This window comes from uncultured Methanobrevibacter sp. (genome assembly GCF_946184425.1).
GTDB lineage: Archaea > Methanobacteriota > Methanobacteria > Methanobacteriales > Methanobacteriaceae > Methanocatella.
This window is the reverse complement of sequence record NZ_CAMHFP010000021.1, coordinates 13376-34601: the sequence shown is the minus strand read 5'-3', so window position 1 is coordinate 34601 and position 21226 is coordinate 13376. Positions and strand designations below refer to the sequence as shown.

Sequence of the window (21226 nt, the reverse complement as noted above, 5' to 3'; positions counted from 1 at the left end):
AGGAGGAGTTATTAATGGCAAGATTTGAAGAAGCAGAAAACAGAATGTTCAATGTAAAAATCTGCTTAAAATGTAATGCTCGTAACCCTGCTGCTGCAACTACTTGCAGAAAATGTGGTTACAAAGGTTTAAGATTCAAAGCTAAAGAACCAAGAGGATAGACTTATTCTCTTTTACTTTTTTTATTATTTTTTTAAACAATTAATTTAATATATTATTTTTAATAAAACTTATTTTAGGTATTCTTATGAAAGACGTTGAAAATTACATTAGAGATATATTAAAAACAAGGAAAATACATTTCACTTTAATTGATCCTGATGAACAGACACCTGAAGAAGCTCTTGATATAGCTACAGCAGCAATCGAAGGTGGTACTGATGGAATTATGATAGGTGGATCTACAGTCAATGGAGATGATGTTAACAATACCTGCAGGATATTGTCTGAAAACATCGCTGTTCCGATTATTATTTTTCCGGGAAATACTAGCAGTGTAAGCCGATACGCAGATGCAATATTTTATATGAGTTATGTCAACTCCACTAATCCGTATTGGATTAACGGTGCTCAGGCATTGGCAGCACCTGCAGTAAAGGCATCAGGAATGGAAATATTATCAATGGCATATATGGTTGCAGAACCTGGCGGAACCGTCGGATGGGTTGGAGATGCAAAGTTGGTGCCAAGAAACAAACCTAAAATACCTGCTGTTTATGCAATGTCTGCAGAAATGTTCGGAATGAAATTTTTCTATATTGAAGCAGGTTCAGGAGCATCAGAACCAATTCCTCCGGAAATGATTGCATACACCAAAAAAGCTACTGACAATATGATTGTAGTTGTCGGTGGTGGAATTCGTGATGCTAAAGCGGCTTACACAGCAGCAAAAGCTGGTGGGGACATTATTGTAACAGGTACTGTTGTAGAAGATGCCGATGATGTTCAAGCTAAAATTCAAGAATTGACTGGAGCCATTAAAAAGGCTTCCATGGAGTAGTTTTCAACTGCTCTTACCACACTTTTTTATTATATTATTAACATAGGAATTATTATGTTAAATTCACTATATGAAAAGGCCATCGCTAAAAGAGGATTCATACACGATATTGAATCAGATAATAATCTGGACTCTCAACTGGAAGCAAACTGGTTTTCAAGAGAATTTGGGGAAAGTTCTGATGAGTTTTCTATTGCAGCAGGAGATGGAAGCTTCAACAAAAAGAAATTTCTTAAAAGCAACTTCTGTGCTGTGGGGGCCGAATCAATAATCTACGATGGCGAAATAAAGAAAATCGATGATGCAGACATTCTAGAGATTAATCATATCTCTTTTTTGGATGAACTTTTAGGTAACTACATGTCAATACTGGAGCTTAAATGTGCACTTAGAGCCCTCAACGAGTATGATGTGGATTATTATATGTTTGACGGTTCCATTTTAGGAGATTTGGAAAACGCATATCCGCGAGGTGCTGAACTGCCTTCAAAAATCAGAGACAATCTCGATGATGCACTCCTGAATGAATTCAAGAGACGGCTTGAAGTAACTCCATATGGATTTGTTTTTCCACAAATCAAGGAAAGGGTGCTAGCTGATGTAAGTGTAAATGAAAATTATGAGCAAAAAGAGGATTTTGACCTTCATTTATCATCAATTGAAAAGATTGTACTTCTGAAAGAACTTTTGGAAAACAAAAAGAAGATTATTTCCATATCCAAAACCTCTTCAGACAATGATTTGTTCAACTGGAATATTCCGGACATTTCAATTCTTGACAATCTTACAGATAAAAAGCAGGGATTGTCAAAGATTGAATATAGGAGAGTTTTTAAAAATGCTCCTTTCCAGTATTTCAATGACTTTTTCAAACAATTGAAATTTACTGTATTTTATGTCAGATTGCAGGATAACAAGAATGTTTTGAAAGTGGAAGTTCCTTACAAGGCTTCAATAAGTGAAGTGATTGACATTATAGAGAAAATTAATGTATTGTCTGTCCAGGGATATCCGTATCTTCTTAGTAAGGCTCATAATGATGTTGTTATTACGGATAGAAATATTAAAGAATTGTTGAAGATTGCAAAGATTTATGAAACAACAAACAGGGAAATGTTATAGGTGGTTTAAATGGTAGTTGGAATTTGTGTCGGTGAAACATCACTTTCGGAAGTTACTTTTATTTCAGATAAAATGCCAAAAGTGGGAGAATATGTAACCATAGAATATGACGGTAAAAAAGTTTTGGGGATGATTGAAAATTTAATTAGGGGAAATGATGCGCTAAATGTTGACATTAATGATTTTAAAGCTATCCAAAAGATTTCAAGAATTGGAGTTGACGATAACTATATCAGAGGAAAAGTTAAAATTTTGGGGGATGTCAATGACAATTTGAAATTGCCAAGAACTCCTGTGCTTCCTGGAACTGAAATCAGACTTGCGGATAAGGATACTCTGAAGGAAATTTTTCAGGTCAAAAATCCTATTAAATTAGGTTGTCTAGTAAATCAAAGTGATGTGGATGTGAATGTCGAAGCAAATCCTATTTTATCAAGACATCTTGCTATTTTAGCAATGACTGGAGCAGGTAAATCAAATACTGTTTCCGTTTTGATAGATCAAATGTTGGGATATGACGTCCCTGTTTTTGTATTTGATATGCATGGTGAGTATGTGGGTGCTGAATTTCCCAACGGTGATGTGAATGTAATCAGACCTAAAATCAATCCTGTCTATATGTCTTTTCATGAAATAAAAAAGTTGGTGAATATTCCAAGTAATGGTTATATTCAAGAAAGGCATTTCAGAAGAGCTTTTAAGGAAGCTAAGGAAATGGTTGGTAATGGAACAGCACATACCAATAACTTCCTACAAATTATTTATGATATTTTGGATGCGGATTCTCAAGTAGAAGGGTCAGATAAACAGATTGTTGATGTGATGAATAAGATTGATGATTCAATGGATAAATACTCCAATATTTTTGATAATAATATTGGAAATATTTTAACCAGCATTAAAATAGGTCATGCTAATGTGTTGGATTTAAGTCAGTCTGATGAATCAATTGCCAATGTGCTTGTAAGCCATATCATGAGAAATGCCCTGCAAAGAAGAAAAAATGCGGTTCATGGAAAAAATACCAATACTTTGGATTTTCCAGTATTTTTTGTATTGGAAGAAGCTCATATATTGGCTCCAAATAAACGTGATTCTGATTCCAAACGATGGATTCAGAGGGTTGCAAGGGAAGGTCGTAAATTCGGTTTAGGTTTATGTCTGGTAAGCCAATCTCCAAAAACTGTCGACCATGATGCTTTGTCTCAGATGAATAATATGATCATATTGAGACTTGTTGAACCTGAAGACCAAAGGCATGTTCAATCAGCAAGTGAAAGCTTGTCACAAGATTTAATTAATCAGCTTCCTTCTTTGAATGTTGGTGAAGCTATTGTATTGGGTTTGATGAGTAGGGTGCCTACTTTAGTCAAAATAGATCAGTTTGAAGGTCGTATTCATGGAGATGACCTGGACATTGTTTCTTATTTTGCTGATATTAAGAAAAAAGAGCAGGAAGAAATTGATGACCAAGAGAAATTAAGCATGGAAATGGGTTATAATTATTAATCCATTATTTTTTTTATTTTTAATATTGTTTTTACCTTAAAATATTGTATAGGGATATTTAGAAACTTTTTTATATTCAATTCATCATATTATTACTTGAAATTAAATATTGTGAAATGTAATCCATTTTAAATCAATTTAATGTGGTTATTACAATTTTTTAAAATGAAATCAATTTTATAGGAGTAATTAATATGTTTCAGTGGAAGGATTTTATAAGTCATTCAAACAAATAATAATGCTTTTAAATCTTTAAATGTTTTGAGGAATAATCCTCCTTATAATTTGTGAGGTGTTATTGGTGGAGGTATTAGATTTTGTTAAAAACTTAGAAAATGATGATGAATTATTTGATATGGAATATGATAAACTAGGAGATTTCTATAATTTGCGCCATTATGATAAAGTTCATGGTTATATAAAAGAGCATAAAGGACTAATTGTGTTGTTAAATGAACTTAAATCTAGATTATCTGAAACATTTCCAACTGGAAAATTTGATTTGATTCTTAACACCGACTTTGAATATCCTGATTGGTCATTTGTTGTTTTATATGTTAAAGTAGATGATTATACATTTGATAATGGTGTTATGGAGGATATTAAAAAATTATCATTTGATTTCATCCCTCTTAGGCGAAAGTTAAATGTATTGCCCGATTTAGCAATATGGCTGCATTATATGATTGGTGATTAATTTACATCAATTTATTTTTATTTACTTTTTTATTTTCAAATCAATTTTAAATTCACTGAATAAACTATTTTTTACTTTTCAAATGCTCTGTTTACAAACAATTAAATATTCAGTGGGATATAATATTATTCACTTAAATACTTTGATTAAGTGTTTAAATTGGTTATATACAATTGACAAAAAAAGGTAATATAATGAAATTTGCACATTTAGCAGACACTCATTTAGGTTATCGTCAGTTCGGTTTAATTGAACGTGAAAAAGACTTTTATGAAGTGTTTGAAAAGGTTATAGATAAGATAATTGAAGAAAAAGTAGACTTTGTGATTCATAGTGGAGACTTATTTGAAACCGCAAGACCATCTCCAATGGCGCTTTTAACATTTCAAAAAGGATTGCTTAAGTTGAAAGGTGCTGGAATTCCTATGTATGCAATAGCAGGAAATCATGATATTGTAATGCGTAACGATTCAATCCCTCCTCAAGTAATCTTTAAAAAATTAGGTTTGAAGGTCATTAGTCCGATAAATACCACATATATGCATGGTGATATTTTTATTGCAGGTTTGCCATTTTATCCATCATCTCAGGTTAAAAATCTGAAATCAAAATTGGCTGATTTGTCAAAAAAGGCCGCTAAACATGAAAAGTCAATTCTGGTATTGCACCAGGGAATTGACAAATACTTCGGTCCAAATTTCGAACTTGAAATTGGAGACTTGCCGGATAATTTTAATTATTATGCATTGGGACATATTCACAATTACATTAATGATAATTTTGGAAATGGAAAACTGGTTTATCCTGGTTCTAGTGAAGTATGGAAGACTAATGAATTGAAAGACTATAAGGAAAATGGTAAAGGTTTTGTTGTTGTTGATTTCGATGGTCCAAAACCTGTTGTTAAAAGAGTTAAAGTTGACATATCCCGTACTTTCATTGAAAGATCTCTTGATTATAACAAATTGGAAAGCGGTGTGGCAGGCTTAAAGGAGACAATTGTCGGGTTTGATAAAAAACCGATTTTAGATTTGAAAATAAACAATGTCGAATCAGATACCAACCGGGTTTATGAATTAATTAAAGAGGAGCTTGGTGAGTTATCCTTAATGATCAGACCGACATTTAATATGGCTGGTGAAGAGGATATTGATGTTATCATAAACCAGAAAGATTCTTTAGGACCTGTAGAAATTCTTAAAGAACAGTTGGAAGGATATGGTGATGATTCAGTTACTAGATTAGGATTGGATGTATACAATTACTTGTCAAAAGATAAAATCGATGAAGCCGATGACATACTAAATCAGTTCTTTGATGAGTACTATCACAGTGAAATTAGGGAAAATGAACTGAAAACTGAAGATGAACCGGAACCATCAGACGAGGACCATAAGGATGTTCAAGTTACATTCAGGGAGGTTTTAGAATGATTTTCACAAAGTTAAAGTTAATTAATTTTAAATCTCATGAAAATACTACTATAAATTTTGAAAAGGGAATCAGCGTTATTGTAGGTGAAAACGGTGCTGGAAAATCTACAATTTTGGAAGGAATTAGCTTTGCTTTATTCAAGCAGCACACTGCAAAAAGAATTGATGATTTGGTTCGAAACAATGCAGAATCAATGACCGTTGAGTTGGAATTCAGTTCTAACAACAGGGAATATAAGATTGTTCGTACTAAAAAGTCAATGTTAAAATCATCCATTTACAAGAAAACCTCAAAAGATGGAGGATTTGTACACATATGCACTGGAGATAAGGAAGTGGCAAATGAAATTCGCCAAATTTTAGATATAGACTCTGATTTGTTCCTAAATGCCATTTATATCAGGCAGGGGGAAATTGCTGAATTGGTGGATAAGACTCCTGCTGAGAAAAAAGAATTAATTGCCAAGTTACTTGGAATAGATTCATTGGAAAAGGCTTGGAAAAATTTATTGCCATTCATTAACGGTTATGAAAATCAATTGGCTGAACTTAAGGGTAAATTGTACAATTCTAATGAATTAAAGGAAGAATATGCAAAGAAAAAGTCAGAATTGGAATCCCTTAAGGACAGAGGTCATGAACTTGAAGAACAGATTGAAGATGTTACAACTTCCCTAAAAGACATTTCCGAAAGCAAAAGAAATATGGAAAGGGAAAAGGAGATTTATGAAACCCAAGTAAATAATCTTGAAAATGAGCAAAAGACTTTATCCAAACTGGAAAGCGATAAACATCTTGTACAGGATAATTTGGATAAAATAACTGAAGCTGAAGACCAAATTTCAAGACTTGAAAAGTATGTTTCAAAATTGGATATATATCTGGACTTTGAAAAATCCGTTACTAGCATTCAAAGACTGAAAAAAGATGAAGATGATATCAAAAATAAGCTTGCTTCAATTGATGCTCAAAAGGAAATTACTAATGCTAAAAAGGAAGAATACAATAAATTTTTAGCTTCCGATGAGGAAATCAATAAATTGAACAATCAAAAAATCAATCTCGAAAAGCAATTGGCCACTGCAGCTAAGCTTGAGAAAGATAAAAAAGAACTGTTGTCAAATATTGAACATGAAAGAAATGACATTGAAGACTTTTTCTCAAGGTCTAAAGATAAATTATCCGATTATGGTTTGTCACAGGATATTTTAGCTGAAGTAGATCATTTTAATCAGATTGAAGAAGTTACAAATGATTATAGTAATGAAGTTGCCGGAAGCATTGAAAAATTGTCCGAGGACATCGTTTCCAAAAAGGAAAATCTGGTCGAATTCAAGCAAAATATAAAGGCAGCTCAAAAACCGCTGGATGAACTTAATGATGTGGACAATAAATGTCCTGTCTGTCAGTCAGATATCAGTTCCAATCAGAAAAAAGAATTGATTGAAGGTTACAGGGCATCCATTGATGAAAATGAAAAACTGATTCTGGAAACTGAAGAGGATGTTGAATTGCTAATAAAAAATAAGGAAAGCTTTGAAGAAAAGCAATCCAAACTTCAGGATTTATCCAAAAAGATTGTAGAATACAAACAGAAATTCTCTCATTTGCAAAATGAAGTTGTTAAACTAAATGAAATTGATGAAAGCCTTGAATCCAAGGAATACATCAGTGATAAGTTAGGTGAACTCATCCTTGTTATTGCTCGTGAAAGGGAAGCTAAAGAATCTTATAAGGAATCCTATGATGCTTATGTGCAGGCTAAAGGTGCACTTGATGTCTTGGGTAGTGAAACTGAGGCTCAATATAAGTTAAATCAGGTTAACAATGAAATTGACAATCATGTCAAAAATATTAAATTGGCGATTAATCAGGATCCTCATTTGAGTGGAGATATCAGTGCATCTGAACTCCATGACCGTATTGTTGATTTGAAAAAAAAGAACGAGGAATTCAATCAGCTTAAAGGCTTTGTTCAAAACAAAAAATCATTGATTTCCCAGCATGATTCAATCAAGGAAGACATTGGTGTTTCCAAAAATCAGATTGACATAATTCAAAATAAGATTGAAGCATCTTTATATGATGAGGAGAAGTATGAACAGATTATTTATCGCTCAGAGTTATATGAAAGACGTAAAAATACTTTTAATTCAGAGCTTTCTGAAATTAAGGGTAGGGCACGTGAATCAATAGCTTACATCAAGGAGTTAAATGAAAAAATCATAACTGCTGATAAGTTTAAAAAGGAATATGATAATCTTGATAATTATATTCAAATGCTAAAGAATATCAGAGAATTATACAGTAAGAATGGTGTTCAAAAAGATTTAAGAAATATTTCAAGACCTTTAATCCAAAAGCACACTAAGGAATTCTTTAATGAATTCAACTTCAACTATTCTGACTTGACTTTGGATGATGAGTATGATGTCACAGTCTATGGTCCTGAAGGTGAATCTTCAATGAGTATGGTCAGTGGCGGTGAAAAGATAGCTATTGCCCTTGCGTTGAGACTTGGTATTACTCAGGCAATTTCCAAAGGTGATTTGGATACAATAATGCTGGATGAACCAACAATTCATTTGGACAGTTCCAGAAGGCATGAGTTGATTAATCTATTGAAGGACATGTCTTTGCTTCCTCAAATGATTATTGTTACTCATGAAAGTCAGCTTGAAAATGCAGCTGACAACATAATAAAAGTTGAAAAAGAAAATGGTATTTCAAAAGTTATGATGTAATATCATTGCTTTTTTTATTTTTTTTTTACATTAGTTCTTCTGCATTTTTAATTGCATCGACTATGCAGTTTGCATTCCAACCGACGATGGTTGCAGCTTTTTTTTCCAATATTTCAGGAACTTCTTCAACTCCAATTGGTCTTACTAAAATTATTGGGACACTATATTTTTCACCTGCATCCAATAGAGTTTCAAATAATTCCTTGTTATTACTGTATAATCCCGATAATAATATTATTCCATCCACATTTTTGTAAAATGCCTCTCCCGCCAATGAATAATCGCCGGATATTGATTCTTTCCATAAAAAATCCACTTTGGAAAATAATTTTTCAGTAAATTGTCCATATTCTTTGTTTTCATCAATACCGTTGCTTATAATGAGATTGTAAATTTTATCGTCTTTTTCATCTTCGAACATTTTACCACCTTGCTTTTATTATACTTGTCATTATATAAAAAATTTCTTTTCAAAATATTTATTAATTTTAAAGTTGTACTATTGTATAGAACTAGTTATATAAGGAAATTTTTTATGAAAGCTGCTGTTATTGGATTGGGTGTAGAAGGAAAAAAAGCGGTAACTTCTCTTTTAAATCATGGATGGGAAGTTTATGCCACTGATTTGAATATTAATGTTGATTTGTCCGGTTTGAATTTACCACGTTTGTCTATGAATATGTTGGATAGTGAACAGACCGTTTCTATTGTTGGAGATAATTTGACTGTTGATTTGGGATTTACTAATCCTTATGCCATAGAGCAATGTGATGCTATAGCAATCAGTCCCAGCATGTTTGGAGGTGCGTTTGCAGAAAGGCTGCTTGAAGATGGGGATTTGTTAAGCGATGTTGTCCAAAAACATAAGGATATCTTTACAATTGGAATTACTGGAACCAACGGAAAGACAACTACTGTCCATATGTTGAGAGATATTTTGGAAAGCGCCGGCAAAAAAGTTTTGGTCGGTGGCAATGGCGGTGGAGGATTTTCAGGTTATTATGATTTGATGCTTGAAGCCAATGACGGAGATTATGATATACTGCTAGTTGAAGTTTGCGACATGACTTTGGACTTCTGCAGATATTCATTTGACTTTGACTTGATTGGCCTTACAAACATAGGGAATGATCATATGAATGTCCACAAGACAATTGCCAATTATAAAAATGCATTGGTAAGGTTTTTTGAGGATAAAACAATTTTCACTGCATTCGATCAAGATTTTAACAGTGATTTTAAAGATTCTGCAAGCAAACACATTTCTTATTTTGAATATCAGGATGAATTGAATGTTTTTGGAAAATTTAATTTGCTCAATGCCGGTTTGGCGACCGCAATTTCAAAAGAGTTAAAAATACCTAAGGACATTATCAGGTCCACTCTCGCAGAATTTAAAGCTGTTCAGGGAAGATTGGATGTTTATAGGATAAATGATGCATCTGTTTATGTTGGTAAAACTGATAATTCAGACGCTTTAGCTTCGGTATTGGCTGAAAAAGATTTTTATGCAATATTTTTAGGCACTCCACGTCACAACGAAGAGCACAGACTGGATATTCTGGATGTTGCAGTCAAATATAATCCTGAAGTTATTGTACTCTTTCCTGGTCTTGATGACACTTTGGATCTTGCCATTTACCGATTAAACTCCTTGGGTTATGAAGGCAATATAATTACTGTCAATTCTCTTGATGAAATTATTGAACTTGTTGCGGAATATTCTCATGAGGATGCAATACTCATTGGAGGCAATGGTCAAGATGTCATTATTAACATTCAAGAAAGAATTAAATTAATTTCTGAAAAATTATCATAATGTATTTATACAATGTTAAATATATAAATTCATGTTATTAATTTATGGTGTATTATAATGAGTAAAAGTTGGAGAAATAAATCAATCACAATAATTTTAGTATTGTTTTCTGTTAGTGTTCTTTTATTTGCTTTCACATTTGTAAATAGTACCCCGTACACTGGTCAGTCCATTGCCGAAACTTACAATTTAACTGTTGGGCAATCAATATTTGATGGCGATTCTATTTTAGGTCAGAATAATACTATACAACTTCCTTTTTTGTCTAATGTGGGATTCATAGGCCATCAGCTAATGGCATTTGATATTCATGGAATCTTAATGTCCCTTTCAACTGGTGTGGTACCATTTGATTTTACAACTGTGTCAAGTGAGGGAATAGATTCATATGGTAGAGCTGAAGGAATAGATGGACCGGGATATTTAACATTTGAAGGAGATAAGTTGGCTGTCAAAGGACCAGATAACTATGTGTGGGGATATAGTGCACCATCCAAGGTTTTAACCAAAACTTCTTCAGGTGTAGACCTTGTAGAAAATGGAAAAGTAATAAAATCAATTCCTGCAAGTGAAATTAAACATTTGAATTTCTCAAGTGAATACTTTAATAATGATACCATTGTAAGTTGGTATAATTATGACGCTCAAGAGGGAGATAATTTCACTATCGATAAGGGAATGGTTGGATTTTCCGATGGAAGAAATGATATTGTAGCTTCTGATGTACCTCGTATTTTTGGACAGGATGTAGTGGATTATGCTGCTGAATACCCAACAGGTTCACCAATCTTATTATATTCAGGTAATTATACTGAACAGCAAGGTGGACAGGGATCAACCACTTTTGATTCACATCCAGAATATGGAGATTCAATCAGGGAAGTTAACGCTCATCAATTTGTAGAAGCATGGAACGGTACAATCATACCACCAAATTCCACAAGTAGTGGTAAAGATTATGTATACTTTGAATCTGCAAACGATGCTTCTGCACCAGGCGGAAGTGCTGCACATGGTGTATGTCCTCCTGCGAGAGCTTTAAGAGATGCTGCATTAGCTGAAGGTTTTGAAATGCCGGTAGGATTAACTTCTGATGAAAGTGCAGTATTATTTGGTTACAACCCAGCAAGCGGAGTTACAGTAACTAATAATCATAATTATCCCGTAAAGATTATCATGTGGACCGAAGGCGAAGGTGTCGGCATGGGTATTTACTGTACAATCGTAAGATATATTCCGAATAACTAAAATATATCTTCTTTTTTTTTTTATTTATATGTCAATTTCAACTATTATTACAGCAGCTGGTAAAAATTCCAGAATGCGTAAGGATCAAATTTCTAGAAATCTTGATTTAAAGAATAAACTTATTTTACCTTTCAACAATAAGACAGTTCTGGAGACAACAATTGATAATGCATTATCTGCAAATATTGATGAATGTATTGTTGTACTTGGACATTATGCTAGTGAAATAAAAGAAGCTATTGGCGATAATTATAAAGGCTCTGTAAAGTTCATTAAAAATAATCCTGTTGATGTAGGTTTGTCAACTTCTCTTTTTAATGGTCTTTCAAATTCAAGTTGCGAATATGCATTATGTATCACTGGAGACCAGCCTACAGTATCCTCTGAAACATTCAATAGGATGATTGATATAAGTCAAAATTCTGAAAATCCTGAAAAGACAATTTCCATTTTAAGAAGAAGGAAAACAGGATTATTGGACACTGCTGAAGGGTTAGGCATGCCTTTTGTAGCTCATAGAAAAAATTTAATGGGTTATCTCGAAAATGAGGATGACAACTTAAATCCTATTCTTAGAAAAATTTTTGCCGATGGTTATATATTTTATGGAATAAAAGAAAAAAATGAAAAAGAATTATTGAATATAAATCATTATGAAGATTATTTAAACCTTTTAGATTGAGTCTAATCCGGAAATAACTTCTTCTATTTTGGCTGCACTGATTCCAACAGTCATCTCATTATCTTTAATGTCTGCCGCTTTTCTTGAACCGTCACAACCTAATGTGAAGTTGATTCCATCTGTAATGTATGGATTTGCAAATGCATCTCCACATAGTGATTGAATGCCTGCAAATGATGGGTTAATTTTTTCACCGGTTTTATAGACAATACTTTGTGCAAGTTTCATTCCACCTACAGGTTCTGTGATGATTTGAATAACATCTGCCTCGAAATCTGCTTCATCAAGGGGAGCATAAATAATTCCCCAATGTTTGTCTTCAACTATGGAAAGTTGACTTGTTAATTTTTTAGCAGTTTCCAAATCTTGAAATCTTCCTAATGAGAAATATTTTTCGCCGTTAGCTAATTTTGGAGGCATATCTCTTAGTCCAATAGCTCCTGCTCCACCTAAACACATTTGTTCTTCAAGAGTGGAGTAAAACTTACTACCTAATGATGCTTTTCTGACCATTTCACAATGTCTTATTTTTTCATCTATTAATTCATATCCTTCCAAAAGTTCATCTTCAGTTTTAATTAACTTCATTGCAACAGGTTTTGCATCCAATTTAATTTTATTTTCAATTGCCTCACAGTATTTTTGATTTTTCTCTAAATTTGTCATAAATAACACCTATACATTATATTTGTTTTATGGAATTTTAAATTCTTTTGTTTTGTTTTTATTATTTTTGCAAAATGTTCTGAAATCGCAGGCACTGCATGTTCTTTCATCGGCTTCTGCTTTCCATGCTTCCTGAATTTTACTTCCTTTCATTTCATTTATTAGGGATTCTTCAATATCATAAACAACATTGTCAAATTTTTCAAGTGACTTGTCAATTTCTTTAGGGTTGATGTTAATGATTCGAATTGACCTTTCCAGTTTAAATTCATTGCTTAGTTCGGGAGCTTTATCATCTTCCTGCCATCTGTCAATCAAATCAAAATCATTTTTGTACTTTTCAAGTATTTCATCGTCGATTAAACCATTGTTCATTTCTTCTTTAATCAAGGCCAAATCTTCTTTTGAGGGAACAAGTTCATTTAAATAGAATATTATTCCTGCAAAAATTGATTTTGAATCTTCCTGTTGTGACCTAAGCCAGGAATATGTCAATATCTGCTGTTCATGGCTTTCCCATTTATTTTCGGCTTTTGGATTTTCAACTTCTATCGGTGGCCTTTTCATTCCCTTGTAATCGATAATTATTTCATAATCCTCTTCGTCTTCGGATTCATTTATTCTTTTTCGAAAATCACTATTTTTCTTTAAAATTTGAATAATCTTATTGTCATAATTATCTAAATTACTTTGTTCAATTGTTTTATTGATTTTCATGGATGTTAAAACATCAACAACTCCATTTATACCGTAATAGTTTGATCTGCTTCTGTTTGAATCGTATTTAGGCATATTTCTTATTCCTTTAATAAGTAATTCTGATGAATCAATTAAAGGAAAAAGATGCTTTCCCCAAATGTTGATTGCCTTTTCAGCCCTTGCACTTGCTAACTTTTTATGGTCATGTTCATTCAGATTTTCAACATCATGGTTTGTTGAACTGAAAAACAGATCTTCATCATGGGGATAAAGGCCTCGGGCTTGCAATCTTAAATCAATCTGTTCCTCTATTGGTCTAATATCATCAAGCCAATCCCATGGAAATTCTGTTTTCTTCTGTTTCCATTGCATAAATGCTTCTTCCATTACTCCATGAATAAATTCTCCAAACCAGCGCTGTACAGGTTTTGAAGGGGGAAGGGTACCTTTATTTTGATATCTGTACTGCAAATTGCATGTTAAAAATGATAACAGGTCTCCGGTTAAGCTGTATTCCGGAATGATATATGCTTTTGATCTTGAAGGTAATTTCATAATTAATCTCCTATATTAGATAAATCTTCTTAAATCCAACATACTTCTCGTCTCTACTCCATCCGACTGCAACATTAGGTATGTCAAAGTGATCATTTTTCTTGTTGTATCCTTCAATGGATGAATTAAGACCTACCAATAACAATACACTTTCAGCTCTTGAAAATGCCACGAAGTAAAGTCTTGTCAAATCATCAAATGACCTGTCCTTTTCGCTTCTGTCACTTTCGCCCAGTATGCTGTACTGTCTTATAGTATCTTCAATGGTTTTCTTGTCGGATAATGATTTTGGAAATCTTAATCGTTGGGTTCTGATGTCATTTGTTTTGAATCTGGAGCCAACATCTACTATAACGAGTGGGAATTCCAGTCCTTTGGATTGATGAATGGATAAAACGTTTATCCTGTTGTCAGGTAATGTTTCAAGTAGTGATTCATCAATGCTGACACCTCCGGTTGAAAGGGGTATGAATATGTTCCATATAGCTTCAAGTACGGATTCCCTTTCTTGATATGGGCTTTTGAATGATATGTTTGAGTGAAAATCATTGAAAAATCCGGTTTGGGTTATTGATTTTGTAATGGCTTCAAGATATACTATTCCTTCAACATCGTCCTGCAGATCCTCAATCCATGTTGTCAATTTGTATGCAAGTTCCATTAAACTTGCAGTTTTAGGCCATTTTTGTTCAATGCCGTTGATTACTTCGGGATAGGGTCTTCTAAGCTGCCAGCGTGTTACAAAATCATTCAGTGAAATTGGCTCATGAGGTTCAGGATTTAATTTTATATATTCTTTGGCACTGTATCTCCATCTAATCATATTTCTTTTTGCAAGATTTGGAATTGTTTTGTCGGAATTTTGAATGCTTCCTTCAGGGTCAATGCATTCAAGAATCAGACCGCAGAATATTGCGACCACATCTATATCAGGTAAATCAATTCCCCTTGGATTGAACATTTCTATAGGTTTTTTAAGTCGTTTAAGATTTTTTCTTAAGTGATGGAGAAATGAACGGTTTCCATATTGAATCTCTTTTGGAGAATATGATAAAATCGCTATATCGGAAGCAGAACCATAATCACTATCTAATTTAAGAGTTATTTTCTTTTCTTTTTTACCTGCTTTTATGGATTCCTGTTTGATTTTTTGCAGATTTGCAATGTTGATTGCACCGTTGACTTTTCTGTAATACTTTTCATCTAAAATCTGTAAAACTTTTATTTCACATTCTCCTTTGTTGACTAATTTGTCGATTAATCGTGACAGGTCCTTTGCCAACATTTCTGGATTATTTCTAAACATTCCCAATATGGGCATTTTATCTTTATCAAAGTCTGGAGCGATAATTTTTGGCTTGTTTTCAACTCTTGCTTTTTGATATTCGTCATCAAGTTCCGCAAAGTGATTGCAATGTTCAATAATATTTTCTGTTGATCGGTAATTTGTTGTTAGGTTGATTTCCTCTACATCAATTCCTAATCTGTCTTTAACTCGTTTTTCATAGTTTGTGAATAAATCAACAGTGGCACCTCTGAATCTGTAAAGTGATTGGTCATCATCGCCTACTACAGTAATGTTTCCATTATTTTCAAGTGCTGATTTGGCAATGGTGAAGTAAATGTCTTCCTGAATCAAATTAGTGTCCTGATATTCATCAATCAAGACTATTTTGATTTCATCTAAAAATAAGTTTAATTCATTGTTCTTTAGCTTTTCAAGAAAGGTATATTCAAGCATTGCAAAATCAATTGTGTTCCTGCTTTTAAGTGTATTCTCATATTCTTTAATGCAGTCAAGCGCCAATCTTAGTCCGCTGTTTTCTTGTGTTTTTTCGTAGAACTCTTCAAAGTCAATTTTGTCATAAAAAATTCTATTTTTTATTTCCATTAAAATTTTACTCATTTTTGATGGTTCTTCAAGTTTTGATTTGCCGCTTAGTTCTTTTAGGTATTCTACAAGATTTTTATTGAGGTATCTTTCATCCTTGATGAGAATTTTAATCATTGCGGAGTTTGCAACAAACTCTTCAATAATGGTTGACTGGTTTTCTCCGGGTTTTTTATTTTCCCTAAGCAATTCTTCAGCTATGCTGTCTGTTGTTCCAATTAATATTTGGTTGAAATCAATTCTTTCTATTTTAGCAATTTTCATGCTAGATTCAAAACTATCATCACAGTATATGTCTTCAAGGTAGTTTTTTATTTTATCTCCCCATCCCAAAATTCTTGAATACAACTCGTCAGCCGCTTTTTTTGTAAATGTTGTGGCTAGAATTTCAGATGGGTCAACATCATCAACAAAGATGTATTTTAAAATTTTCAATACCATCACTGTTGTTTTTCCAGATCCTGGTCCTGCAACTATAAAAAGGGATTTGTCGGGTTCAGATAGGATAGCTTTCTTTTGCTCTATATTTGAAGAGATATCTCTTTTGAGTATATTTACTATTATGTCTTCAAATTCGTTATATGAAATCATTTTTTCCCTCTTAATATATAATTATTAATTTATATACTTATTTAATAATATAGTAAGTCAGAGTCCATTTGAAAAGTATTCATGTATGATAATTTATTTATGTAAAAAATGAATATCTTTTTATGTTATAATATTCTATTATTAAATATGGGAGAGTTTCTTCCATAATATGCATATAAAGTTGGGATAATTTTTCCTAACTTTATTCTTTGTATATTACTTTTCATATGCTCTTGGAGTCTTTTTTTATATATAAATTAATATATACTAATTTAAGAGGATTTTGGTATTTATATTCAAAATAACTGTTTTGTTGTTGAAGAATTTTAAAATCAGGAAATACTTTAAATATTATTTCAAATTATATAATTATATTAAATTATCTTAGTGGAAATTATGTCTGATTCTAGCAATATTGATATGTTTAAAAATGATGTGAGATATAGGGAGAATATAGCCCATGTAGAGACTATTCCTGCTAAAAAGCCCAGTTTTAAAAAAGTGGATAATTTAAATGAAAAAATTATTGAGTATCTGAAATCAAATGACATGAGATTATATGTACATCAGGCTGAAACATATGAATCTATTCAGGAAGGGGAACATGTAATTATTACAACTCCTACGGCTTCTGGAAAAACATTGGCTTTTAATTTACCTATTATGGAGACTATGATTGAAGATAGGGATGCAACAGCATTATATATTTATCCTGCCAAGGCTCTCTCCAATGACCAGCTTCATGTTCTGGAAAATCTTGAAGAGGAATTGGATATCCGAATTAATCCCCGAACATATGATGGTGATACTCCAAGAGAGGATAAGAAGTGGATTCGTGAAAAATCACGTATTGTATTGACTAATCCTTATCAACTTCATCTTATTTTGTCATGGCATCATCAATGGTCAAGATTCTACCGCAATTTAAGGTATATTGTTATTGATGAGTCACATTATTATAAGGGTGTTTTCGGTTCCAATGTTGCTTTTTTAATCAAAAGGTTAAAGAGAATAGCTAACTTTTATGGTTCATATCCTCAATTCATTCTGTCTTCCGCAACTCTTGCTAATCCATTGGAGCTTGCTAACAGACTGACCGGTGAGGAGTTTAAATTGGTTGATTGCGATACATCTCCTAGTGGAGAAAAAGATTTCATTTTATACAATCCATTTAAAAATTATCGCCGTAACAAGGTTAATATGCAAAATGCCCCTTCAGTGCACATGGAAACGGAAAATATTTTTATTTATTTGATGTTGAAGGGAATTCAAACATTATGTTTCACAGTTTCAAGAAAAACCACTGAATTAATTGCAATGTGGGCAAAAAACGATATGACTCAAATTAAAGGAAAATTGGCACATCGTATTGCTGCTTATCGTGCAGGTTACAGGCCAGAAGAGAGGCGTGAAATAGAGGACGGATTGAAAAGCGGAAAATATCTTGGAGTTACATGTACCAATGCGCTGGAGTTGGGTATAGATATAGGGTCTCTTGATGCAGTCATTATTTCAGGTTATCCCGGAACAATGATTTCAACATGGCAACAGGCAGGTAGGGCTGGAAGAAGTTCTCAAAAATCTTTGGCTGTTTTGATAGCTTTTGAAAATCAGCTTGATCAGTATTTTATGAATAATCCTAAATTTTTCTTTGATAAGCCACATGAAAATGCAATTATTGATTTATCTAATCCAATTCTGCAGGAAGCTCATTTATTGTGCGCTGCCAAGGAATTACCTTTGAAATATGGGGAGGTGGAAAAATATTTCGGTATTGATGATGATATCCTTGAAGAATTGGTCTCCAATAAGGATTTGCATATAAATGCTAGAGGAGATTATATGTATCCTTATGATGATAACCCTGCACTTGACCATTCCCTTGATCAAATTTCAGGTCAGGAATTCAAGATAATGAATAACGGCAAGTTACTTGAAACAATGGAGCGCTCACAGGTTTATAGGGAAGCTCATGACGGCGCAATTTTAATCAACAAGGGGGATACTTATGTTGTTGACAGTGTGAGTCTTTCAAGGGGTTTTGTAAATGTAACAAAAAAGACTGTCGATTATCATACGATGGTGCTGAACCAGACTGATATCAATATTAAAAAGAAACTGTCTAAAACAAAATACGGAAACCTGACAATTCATTTTGGTGAATTGACAGTTAGTGAAGACTACTTCAAATACAAAAAAATGCAATTTTCCAAATCAATTGGAACTTATCCTTTAGATTTACCTCCGTTAAAGTTCAATACTAAAGGATTGTGGTTTACAATTCCAAAATCAGTAAAAGATACCTTGGAAGACATGTTTCCAAATGAAGAGGAAGTTTTTGCAGGTGGACTTCACGGTGCTGAACATGCTTTAATAGGTTTATTTCCGCTTCATACAATGTGTGACAGATTTGATATTGGAGGTTTATCTACAAATTACCATGAGGATACGCAGGAAGCTACCATTTTTATTTATGATGGATATGAGGGTGGAATTGGTATCTGTGAAAAGGCAGTTGACGTATTTGTTGATTTGCTTAAATCTACTTTGGATTTGTTGAATAATTGTAATTGCCAAAGCGGATGTCCGGCTTGCATATACTCTCCGAAATGCGGCAATGATAATAAGCCTCTTCATAAGAATGCCACCAAATATATTCTGGAATATATGTGTCACCTGATTGCTGATGATACTTCAGTCGTAAAAGAGGAAGTAAACGAAGAAATCATCTCTAAAAAAGAAGTAAATGAAGATGATATTCAATTTAATGATGCATTGGAATTATATGATAATCAGGACTTTTCTCAAGCAAAGGACATCCTGAACAATATTCTGACTTCTAATAAAAATCATGTAGATTCACTTTCATTAATGGCGCAGATATTATATGAGCAGGACCAGAGGGATATATCAAAAATGTTTGTAAAAAGGGCTTTAACAATTGATAAGGCAAATGAAAGGGCCAATGAACTTGATGTTTTATTGAATAATAAGCAACCTACTTCCCACTCCAATTTTAATGTTGAAATAAATACTCTGGATGATGAGGAAGTACTGTATGAGGAAGCATATGACCTGTACATGCAGGATGATTTGGATACTGCATCTGAAATTTTAGAAAAACTGATAGAATTTGATTGCAAAAATTCAGAGGCGCTAGCTTTAATGGGATTAATATATTATCATTCGGGAATTTTTCCAAAAGCTGTTGAGTACTTTAAAAAAGCTTATAAAATAAATAAAAATGGTGAAATGGTTAAAGAGTTAAAAATGAGGGTTTCTTAAGGGTTTCCAGCATATGGGCTGAAACCTTCTTCGAAATGTTCTCGAACCTTTTCAAGTTCTTCTGGAATGTTTATTTTTTGTGTGCAGTAATCAATGCAGTCTCCGCAGTATGTACATTCGTCTGCTGAAACCTCTTCGTCACATAACTTATCGTAATATAATCTGTAGATATTTGATTCCGGCTGGTTTTTACTTGCATTGTATATGTGGAAGTAATTTGGGATCGGAATTTCAGATGTGCATGCATCAAGACAGTATTCACATTCGCTGCATGGAACTGCAAGTGAGGAATAAAGCTTTTCAGCCATCTTTGATAAAAATTCTTTTTCTTCATAATGGATTGGTTCAAAGTTTTCAAAAGTATCGCAATTGTCTTCCATATCGCTCATTTTACTCATACCGCATAAGACCATTTTAACATGTTCGAGTGATGCACAGAATCTGATTGCCATACTTGCAATTGATTTATTGGGATTGAATCTTTTGAAATCATTTTTAATTTCTTCAGAGGGATTTACGATTACTCCGCCTTTTAAAGGTTCCATTACGTAAACATCAAGCCCGTGTTCCACACATATGTCATAACATTCATGTGATTGTATGGATGAGTCTTCCCAGTCCAGATAGTTTAGCTCCAATTGCACAATATCCATGAAGTCTCCATATTTATCAAGGACTTCTCTGAGCAAATCTGCTTTTTCATGGAAACTGAATCCTATTTTTTTAGTTATTCCATTTTCTTTCATTTTTTTAATGTATTCAAATGTGTTGTTTTCTTCAGCCAGCTTTAACCATGGGGAATTGATGTTGTGGATAAAAAATACATCAAAATAGTCTATTCCAAGTCTTTCAAGCATTTCATTAACATACTTGTCATTGTCTGAGGGTGATGTCAGTGCCCAGGTAGGCATCTTATCACAAATTTTGTAGGACTCGCGAGGGTAACGCTCTACTATAGCTTTTCTTATAGCAACTTCACTGAATCCGTTGTGATATGCATAGGATGTATCGAAGTAGTTAAATCCCTTTTCCATATAAACATCAACCATTTCATTAAACAGTTCCTGATTGATTTTTGTCGGGTCTTTTTCATCTGTTTGAGGCAGTCTCATGCATCCAAAACCAAATTTTGATTTGTAATTCATATTGTTATCTCCAAATTATAGTTTATATTATTTTTAAAAAACATTCTATATATATGTTGTTAATTGCAACAATTTTGCTATTTTTTAAAATTTTTAATTATTACTGTCGCAATGCTCAAATATTAAATAGGTTTATTAAT

At 33.0% G+C, this 21226-nt stretch carries 16 protein-coding genes; 11 read left to right on the top strand and 5 right to left on the bottom strand.

Features of this window, described 5'->3' with window-relative positions; all coding sequences use genetic code 11:
* The first annotated feature begins 14 nt into the window (after positions 1-14).
* The 7 genes from Q0P94_RS06060 (at position 15) to Q0P94_RS06030 (ending at position 8505) form a co-directional block, all read left to right on the top strand.
* Entirely contained in the window at positions 15-161 is a 147-nt protein-coding gene (locus Q0P94_RS06060) for a 50S ribosomal protein L40e (RefSeq protein ID WP_292608188.1), read from the top strand.
* An 86-nt stretch (positions 162-247) separates the two neighbouring features.
* Positions 248-1000, top strand: a complete 753-nt coding sequence (locus Q0P94_RS06055; RefSeq protein WP_295114764.1) for a geranylgeranylglyceryl/heptaprenylglyceryl phosphate synthase — start codon at positions 248-250, stop codon at positions 998-1000.
* A gap of 54 nt (positions 1001-1054) precedes the next feature.
* Positions 1055-2122 (top strand): DNA double-strand break repair nuclease NurA, encoded by a 1068-nt coding sequence (locus Q0P94_RS06050; protein ID WP_295114762.1) that lies wholly within the window; start codon positions 1055-1057, stop codon positions 2120-2122.
* Positions 2123-2131: 9 nt separating this feature from the next.
* Positions 2132-3631, top strand: coding sequence for an ATP-binding protein (locus Q0P94_RS06045; protein ID WP_295114761.1), 1500 nt, complete (start codon positions 2132-2134; stop codon positions 3629-3631).
* A 301-nt stretch (positions 3632-3932) separates the two neighbouring features.
* Positions 3933-4328: a hypothetical protein gene (locus Q0P94_RS06040; RefSeq protein ID WP_295114759.1), complete on the top strand. Its 396-nt coding sequence runs from the start codon at positions 3933-3935 to the stop codon at positions 4326-4328.
* A 194-nt stretch (positions 4329-4522) separates the two neighbouring features.
* Positions 4523-5761: a metallophosphoesterase gene (locus tag Q0P94_RS06035; protein WP_295114757.1), complete on the top strand. Its 1239-nt coding sequence runs from the start codon at positions 4523-4525 to the stop codon at positions 5759-5761.
* On the top strand, positions 5758-8505 hold the full coding sequence (locus tag Q0P94_RS06030; RefSeq protein WP_295114755.1) for an AAA family ATPase: 2748 nt from the start codon (positions 5758-5760) through the stop codon (positions 8503-8505). Before Q0P94_RS06035 ends, Q0P94_RS06030 begins: the two co-directional genes overlap by 4 nt.
* Before the next feature lie 25 nt (positions 8506-8530).
* On the opposite strand, the gene Q0P94_RS06025 is transcribed toward Q0P94_RS06030, so the two are convergent.
* On the bottom strand, positions 8531-8926 hold the full coding sequence (locus Q0P94_RS06025; RefSeq protein WP_295114753.1) for a nuclease: 396 nt from the start codon (positions 8924-8926) through the stop codon (positions 8531-8533).
* A gap of 114 nt (positions 8927-9040) precedes the next feature.
* Between Q0P94_RS06025 and Q0P94_RS06020 the strand changes: the two genes are divergently transcribed.
* From Q0P94_RS06020 to Q0P94_RS06010, 3 genes are read left to right on the top strand one after another with little or no spacing between them, the layout of a single operon-like run.
* Positions 9041-10324, top strand: coding sequence for a Mur ligase family protein (locus Q0P94_RS06020; RefSeq protein ID WP_295114751.1), 1284 nt, complete (start codon positions 9041-9043; stop codon positions 10322-10324).
* A gap of 57 nt (positions 10325-10381) precedes the next feature.
* Complete coding sequence (locus Q0P94_RS06015; protein WP_295114749.1) at positions 10382-11572, top strand: hypothetical protein; 1191 nt, start codon at positions 10382-10384, stop codon at positions 11570-11572.
* 28 nt (positions 11573-11600) lie between these two features.
* A complete protein-coding gene (locus Q0P94_RS06010) occupies positions 11601-12254 on the top strand; it encodes an NTP transferase domain-containing protein (protein ID WP_295114747.1) in 654 nt (217 codons plus the stop codon).
* On the opposite strand, the gene Q0P94_RS06005 is transcribed toward Q0P94_RS06010, so the two are convergent.
* The 3 genes from Q0P94_RS06005 to Q0P94_RS05995 are packed head-to-tail and all read right to left on the bottom strand — an operon-like array spanning position 12246 to position 16656.
* A complete protein-coding gene (locus Q0P94_RS06005; protein ID WP_295114745.1) occupies positions 12246-12920 on the bottom strand; it encodes a DUF169 domain-containing protein in 675 nt (224 codons plus the stop codon). The two genes, Q0P94_RS06010 and Q0P94_RS06005, sit on opposite strands and share 9 nt — an antisense overlap.
* 27 nt (positions 12921-12947) lie before the next feature.
* Positions 12948-14174, bottom strand: a complete 1227-nt coding sequence (locus Q0P94_RS06000; protein WP_295114743.1) for a PD-(D/E)XK nuclease family protein — start codon at positions 14172-14174, stop codon at positions 12948-12950.
* Between the two features lie 10 nt (positions 14175-14184).
* Positions 14185-16656, bottom strand: coding sequence for a DEAD/DEAH box helicase (locus Q0P94_RS05995; protein WP_295114741.1), 2472 nt, complete (start codon positions 16654-16656; stop codon positions 14185-14187).
* Between the two features lie 396 nt (positions 16657-17052).
* Here Q0P94_RS05995 and Q0P94_RS05990 point away from each other — a divergent pair, with 396 nt between their 5' ends.
* The gene (locus Q0P94_RS05990) at positions 17053-19941 is read left to right on the top strand and encodes a DEAD/DEAH box helicase (protein ID WP_295114739.1); all 2889 of its coding nucleotides are present in this window, start codon (positions 17053-17055) and stop codon (positions 19939-19941) included.
* On the opposite strand, the gene Q0P94_RS05985 is transcribed toward Q0P94_RS05990, so the two are convergent.
* Positions 19938-21086: an aldo/keto reductase gene (locus Q0P94_RS05985; protein WP_295114737.1), complete on the bottom strand. Its 1149-nt coding sequence runs from the start codon at positions 21084-21086 to the stop codon at positions 19938-19940. The two genes, Q0P94_RS05990 and Q0P94_RS05985, sit on opposite strands and share 4 nt — an antisense overlap.
* Between the last annotated feature and the right edge of the window lie 140 nt (positions 21087-21226).